5 protein-coding genes are annotated in these 6,469 nt (G+C 70.5%); 4 read left to right on the top strand and 1 reads right to left on the bottom strand.

The genetic code is table 11. The annotated features are described in order from the left end of the window. Positions 1 to 50 precede the first annotated feature (50 nt). Positions 51 to 1,028: an aldo/keto reductase gene (locus tag ACFUPX_RS39440; protein WP_383333702.1), complete on the top strand. Its 978-nt coding sequence runs from the start codon at positions 51 to 53 to the stop codon at positions 1,026 to 1,028. 102 nt (positions 1,029 to 1,130) lie between these two features. After that, on the top strand, positions 1,131 to 2,159 hold the full coding sequence (locus ACFUPX_RS39445) for a zinc-binding dehydrogenase (RefSeq protein ID WP_383333704.1): 1,029 nt from the start codon (positions 1,131 to 1,133) through the stop codon (positions 2,157 to 2,159). 300 nt (positions 2,160 to 2,459) lie between these two features. Here ACFUPX_RS39445 and ACFUPX_RS39450 read toward each other — a convergent pair whose 3' ends face one another. Further along, complete coding sequence (locus ACFUPX_RS39450) at positions 2,460 to 3,131, bottom strand: hypothetical protein (protein ID WP_383333706.1); 672 nt, start codon at positions 3,129 to 3,131, stop codon at positions 2,460 to 2,462. 432 nt (positions 3,132 to 3,563) lie between these two features. Between ACFUPX_RS39450 and ACFUPX_RS39455 the strand changes: the two genes are divergently transcribed. Further along, positions 3,564 to 5,249, top strand: coding sequence for an ABC-F family ATP-binding cassette domain-containing protein (locus ACFUPX_RS39455; RefSeq protein ID WP_383333708.1), 1,686 nt, complete (start codon positions 3,564 to 3,566; stop codon positions 5,247 to 5,249). 248 nt (positions 5,250 to 5,497) lie between these two features. Next, the gene (locus ACFUPX_RS39460; RefSeq protein ID WP_383333710.1) at positions 5,498 to 6,337 is read left to right on the top strand and encodes an arylamine N-acetyltransferase; all 840 of its coding nucleotides are present in this window, start codon (positions 5,498 to 5,500) and stop codon (positions 6,335 to 6,337) included. The last annotated feature ends 132 nt before the right edge of the window (positions 6,338 to 6,469 follow it).

Here is a 6,469-nt window from a genome sequence, read left to right on the forward strand (position 1 = left end):
CGGCCGCCCGGCAGCGAGGGTGCGGGACACGCCACGACCGGAGAGAGCGAATGCGCTACATCAAACTGCGTGACCTGCGAGTTTCCCGGATCGGTCTCGGCGCCATGGGGATGTCCCACGGCTACTCCGGCTCCGGCTCCGACGACGCGGAGTCGATCCGGACCGTGCACCGGGCGGTGGAACTCGGCGTCACACTCATCGACACCGCGGAGATCTACGGGCCCTACACCAACGAGGAGCTGGTGGGCCGGGCGCTGAAGGGCCGCAGGGACCAGGTGGTGCTGGCCACGAAGTTCGGTCTGGTCTCCCATGCCGGCGCCGGCGCGGGGAACCTGGACTCCGGCCCGGACAACATCCGCACCGCCGTCGAGGGCTCCCTGCAGCGGCTGGGCACCGACCACATCGATCTGTACTACCAGCACCGCGTGGATCCGAACACGCCGATCGAGGAGACCGCCGGCGCCGTCGCAGAGCTGATCACCGAGGGCAAGGTCCGCGGATTCGGCCTGTCGGAGGCCGGCCCGGACACCATCCGCCGCGCCCACGCCGTCCAGCCGGTCACCGCCGTCCAGTCCGAGTACTCCCTATGGACGCGCGGTATCGAAGAACGGGTGCTGCCGGTGCTGCGCGAGCTGAACATCGGCCTGGTGCCGTTCTCGCCGCTCGGCCGAGGCTTCCTGACGGGCACCGTCCGCTCCACCGACCAGTTGGACGCATCCGACTTCCGACGTGGCAACCCGCGCTTCTCCGGCGAGAACTTCCAGCGCAACCTGCGTATCGCCGACGAGGTCCAGGCCGTCGCCACCGAGGTCGGCGCCACACCCGCGCAGGTCGCCCTGGCCTGGCTGCTCGCCCAGGGCGAGGACATCGCGCCGATCCCCGGCACCAAGCGCGTCAGCCGCGTCGAGGAGAACTCCGCCGCCGACGGGATCACCCTGACGAGCGAGCAGCTCGCCAAGCTCAGCACCCTGCCGCCCGCCGCGGGGGACACCCACACCGAGGCCCAGGCACAGATGCTCGAACGCTGATCGCGGCACCTAAAGCCGCACGACAGCCGTACGACAGCCGCACGGCACCCACATCGCTGCCGCCTGACGCGGCAGCCTTCCCCGTTTGGAGTACGTCCTCTCATGCGTGCAGCAGTGATGTACGGAGCCGGAGACGTCCGCGTCGAGAACCGGCCCGACCCGAAGATCATCCAGCCCGCGGACGCGGTCGTCCGCACCCTCGCCTCGTGTGTCTGCGGCAGCGATCTGTGGCCGTACCGGTCGATGCCCGCCACCGACACCGGCCGCCCCATGGGCCACGAGTTCCTCGGCGTCGTCGAAGAGACCGGCGCGGACGTGACCGGTCTGACGGCGGGGGATCTGGTCGTCGCCCCGTTCACCTACAGCGACAACACATGTGACTACTGCGCCAAGGGCCTGCACATCTCGTGCCGCAACGGCGGGCGATACGGCTTCGACGGTGTCGACGGAGGCCAGGGCGAGGCCGTCCGCGTCCCGTACGCCGACGGCACTCTGGTGAAACTGCCGGTGGCCGCCGACTCCGCGCTGCTGCCGTCGTTGCTGGCGCTGTCGGACGTGATGACGACGGGCCACCACGGCGCGGTCGCCGCCGGTGTCGGCCGGGGGGACGTGGTGCTGGTCGTCGGGGACGGCGCGGTGGGCCTGTGTGCGGTGATCGCGGCCAAGCGGCTCGGGGCGGAGCGGATCGTGCTCGCAGGCCGCCATGAGGCGCGCACCGGCCTGGGCCGCGAGTCCGGCGCCGCCGACGTCGTCGCCGAACGCGGTGAGGAAGGCATCGCCCGCATCCGTGACCTGACCGGCGGTGTGGACAAGGTGATCGAAGCCGTCGGCACCCGCCAGGCCCTCGACACCGCCCTGGGCGCGGTCCTCGACGGCGGCACGATCAGCCGCCTCGGTGTCCCGCAGTACGAGGAGGGGCCGATCGGCCCGGCCGAGTTCATGCGCAACATCACGCTCACCGGCGGAGCCAGCCCCGCCCGCGCGTACATCGAGCAGCTGTTGCCCGACGTTCTGGACGGCACGATCGACCCGGGCCGCGTCTTCGACCAGGACTTCACCCTCGACCAAGCCCCGGACGCCTACCGGGCCATGGCCGACCGGGAGGTTCTGAAAGCCCTCATCCGCCCCTGAGTCGCGCCCCCCCCCACATACACATGCAGAACAGAACGAAGGATCGCCACCCTCGACCCTCGACACCGGCAGTTACTTGTTCCTCGACCACCACGATCCTGAGATCGTCACCTGGCTCGCCAAGCGACGCCTGGACGCCTGGACGCCTGGACGCCCGAGAACCCCAACACCTGGAGGGCGCGCTACGACGCGACGGTCGAGCGCAACGTCCGTGAACGGGACGCCGACGCTCGACCGGTCACCGAAGGATCGCCGTCTGCTGGGCAGCCCCCTCCGGAACATCCGCGCACCCATGCCGATTCAGCTGGTGGCGGCGGTCTCCGGCTGCGGTTCGGCGGGCTTCTCCGCCGGGGCGGCCGCGGTGTAGAAGACGGAGGAACCCTGCTTGGTGCGGTGCGCGCGGCCCTTGGCGACCAGGCCCTCCACCGTGGTGCGCACGACAGTGGTCTTGATGGTGCGGTCGGGGAGTTCCTGGGTGAGCGCGGTGGTGATCTCGGCGGCCGAGCGCGGTTCGCTCTGCCCGGCCAGGTGGCCGTCGATCAGCTCGACCAGCGTCGGGCCCGCTGCCGGGGCGGCAGGCTTCTTCGCGGCGGCCTTGGGCGCGCTCTTGGCCGGCTTCTCCTTGGCCTTGTCCTTCTCCTTGGTGTCCTTGGTCTTGGCGGCCGCGGGCTTCTTTGTTCGGGCCGCACCGGAGTTGTTCGCACTTGACCGCGGAGCGGGGACCGACTTCTTGCGGGTTGACGACTTCTTGGCCGCGGCCGGGGCGGCAGGTGCTGCCTCGGGGGAGCCCAACGCCTGCTGCATGCTCAGCAGCAACGCATGGTCGCTCTCAAGTGCCTGCAACTGCTCCTGCAGTGCTGCCACTTCAGCGCCGATACGCCCCTGCTCCGTACGGTTGGCCTCCAGGTCCGCGGCTACGCGGACGGCGTACTGGGCCTGCACTCCGGCAGTTTCCGACTGAACGTCTGACATGACAGTGACCTTTCGTGAGCGCACGCGGTCGTGCGGGTTGCGGGATGTGCCCACGACTGAGCACTCCTGACGGGGGCAACTGGGTGCACCCCTGCATGTTGGCTGCCCAACCTGCACCAGCAGTAACTCATGTGCGGTGAGCGAAGGCTACGTGCTTGTGGCCGCGGGCGGACGCACTGGACGCAGACTCACCCTCATCGCACATCATCTCCAACAAGGAGGTCATGCGGCGGGTCAATGGCTGCTTGAACCGCGGTGGTTGCCCGCGCGCAACGTGCGCGGCACGGAATGTGTGACGCGCACGAGTGGAGACGAGACGAATCGTCTTGTATGGTGGGGTCGTGGCTTTCTACTTCTTCCTCTGAGTCCGGGCACGGCCGACGCCGCCGTTTCTGCTGCCCGTAGACCCTTCGCATTCCCAGGGGAAGTCCCATGCGCGTACGTGCCCATACCGCTGTGCCCGCTGCCGTGGCGCAGCTGTCCGTCAAAGATGTCACCAAGTCCTACGGCACCCGGATCGTCCTCGATCAGGTCTGCTTCACCGTCCGCCCGGGGGAGAAGGCCGCCGTCATCGGTGAGAACGGCTCCGGCAAGTCCACGTTGCTGCGGCTGCTCGCCGCGGCCGAGATGCCGGACGCCGGGGAGATCACCGTCAGCTTCCCGGGCGGCACCGGACACCTCGCCCAGAGCCTCGATCTCGACCCGGACCGCACCGTGCAGGACGCCGTCGACCTCGCCCTGGCCGAACTGCGGCACATGGAAAGCCGGTTGCGTGGAGCGGAGAAGCACCTCGGGGAGGCCTCACCGGAGGAACTCGCCGCCTACGGCGAGCTGTTGACCGCGTACGAGGAACGCGGCGGATACGAGGCTGACAACCGCGTGGATGCCGCCATGCACGGGTTGGGGCTGGCCGGGGTCACGCGGGCGCGCGCACTCGGTTCGCTCTCCGGCGGCGAGCAGTCGCGGCTCGCGCTCGCCTGCGTGCTGGCCGCCGCCCCCGAACTGTTGCTCCTGGACGAGCCGACGAACCACCTCGACGCGGCGGCCGTGTGCTGGCTGGAGGATCACCTGCGCGCACACCGCGGCACCGTCGTCGCGGTCACCCATGACCGCGGCTTCCTGGAGCGCATCGCCACCACGATCCTCGAGGTCGACCGGGACGCGCGCACGGTGCACCGCTACGGCGACGGCTGGGCCGGCTACCGCACGGCGAAGGCCGCCGCCCGGCGTAGCGCCGAACGGGATCACATCAGCTGGCGTGAGGAAGTGACCCGTGCCGAAGAGCTGTTGCAGGCCGCCGGGAAGCGGCTGGCCACCACCGGAAGGGATCCGCGGCAGGGCTTCGGAAAGCACCGGCGCTCGCATGAGGCAAAGCTCGGCGGACAGGTGCGATCCGTCCGGGAGCGGCTGGCCCACCTGCGGCGCAACCCGGTGGCGCCGCCGCCCGAACCGCTGCGGTTCCGCGCGGCGCTGACGGCGGTGGGCGGTGCGCAACCTGACGGGGACCCGTCCCCAAGCCCTCGGACCGACCTGGACGGGGGACACCCCCTCGCCGAGCTCGACGGCGTGAGCGTCGGCGAACGGCTGCGCCTGGAAGGAGTCCTGGCGATCGCGCCGGGGCAGCGGCTGCTGGTCACGGGCGAGAACGGAGCGGGCAAGACGACGCTGCTGCGCGTCCTGGCGGGCGACCTGGACCCCGATGCGGGCGCGGTGCGCCGACCGGCCCGGATCGGATACCTGGCCCAGGAACTGCCCGCACGCTCCACGCGGCTCCCGCTGCTCGCCGCCTTCGCGGCCGGGCGGCCCGGCCTGCCGCAGGAGTACGCCGATCAGTTGCTGGCCCTTGGGCTGTTCCGTGAGCAGGACATGGATGTCCCGGTCGCGGCGCTGTCCGCAGGGCAGCAGCGGCGCCTGCAGATCGCGAGGCTGGTGACCCGGCCCGCGGACCTCCTCGTACTCGACGAGCCGACGAACCACATCGCGCTCGACCTGGTCGAGGATCTGGAGGCGGCACTCGCGGTCTACCCGGGGGCGGTGGTCGCGGTCTCGCACGACCAGGGCTTCCGCGAGCGCTTTCCGGGGGAGCGGTTCGAGCTGCGCGGCGGCCGCAGGCGCTGACCCCCGCCGGCAAGCGCGGCTCCTCCACGGTCTGCCCATGACGGCGATACGGGGCCTGCCTCGGTGGCTCATGCACCTGCGGTGCGACGGGTGCGCGGTCCGCGGGCCGTAGCGCTCGTCGACACCCTCGTCCGCCTGGTCGCCAACGTGGGCGAAACGACGTAGGCGGCGGCACCCATTTCTGACACTGCCTGGGACGGCGGTACCGGCGACTAGGCTGATCGTCCGTTCGGATGGCTAGGGGGATCATGATTGACGTCTACGGGTATCTGGCCGTGCTGGGGGTGGAGCGGCCGACGGGCCCGAGCGCCGAGGCGCTGTGGGCGCTGCACCGGGCGCAGGTGGAGCGGGTCGCCTACGAGACCCTCGACAACCAGCTGGGACGGCCGTCGGGCGTCGGCGCCGAGGAATCCGTGGCCCGGATCCTGCGCGGGCGCGGCGGCTACTGCTTCCACCTCAACGGAGCCTTCGCCGCGCTGCTGACGGCCCTCGGCTACGACGTGACCCTGCACCGGGCCGGGGTGCAGGGCGAGGTCGAGGACCCCGACGGCCCGGGCGGCGACCATCTCGCGCTCACCGTGGGGCTCGACGGTGAGCGGTGGCTGGTCGACACCGGGCTCGCCGGTGGAATGTACGAACCCCTTCCGCTGCGCGAGGGCACCTACACCCAGGGGCCGTTCACCTACGCGATGGCGCCGTCGACGGTGGTGCCAGGCGGCTGGAGGTTCGCCCACGACCCCCGCGGCGCGTTCACGGCGATGGTCTTCGCGCCGGAGCCCGTGGAGCTGTCCTCCTTCGCCGCGGAGCACGAGCGGCTGTCCACTTCCCCCGAGTCCGGATTCGTCCGGGTCCTTCAGACCCAGCTCCGCGATGCCAAGGGTGTGGACATGCTGCGCGGCTGTGTGCTGCGCCGGATCGACGCCGAAGGCACGTACGAGCGGACCATTGACTCGGCCGGCGACTGGTACGACGTACTGGCCGACGTGTTCCACCTGAACCTGACTGACATCGATGCCTTCGCGCGGGCAGCGCTGTGGCACCGCGTCCACAGCGCACACCAGGAGTGGGCGGTCGCGGGGCAGCGGTGAGGGGTGCCCCGCGACCGCCGCGCCGTCGCGTCCGGACGGACATGCCACAGCAGGCCGGGACGTCATTAGGCGACACCGCCAGCGCTGTCTCTTATAAACAACTGACGCAGCCGACGAAGTAATAAGATTAGA

This window comes from Streptomyces sp. NPDC057302, from assembly GCF_042667685.1.
Lineage (GTDB): Bacteria > Actinomycetota > Actinomycetes > Streptomycetales > Streptomycetaceae > Streptomyces.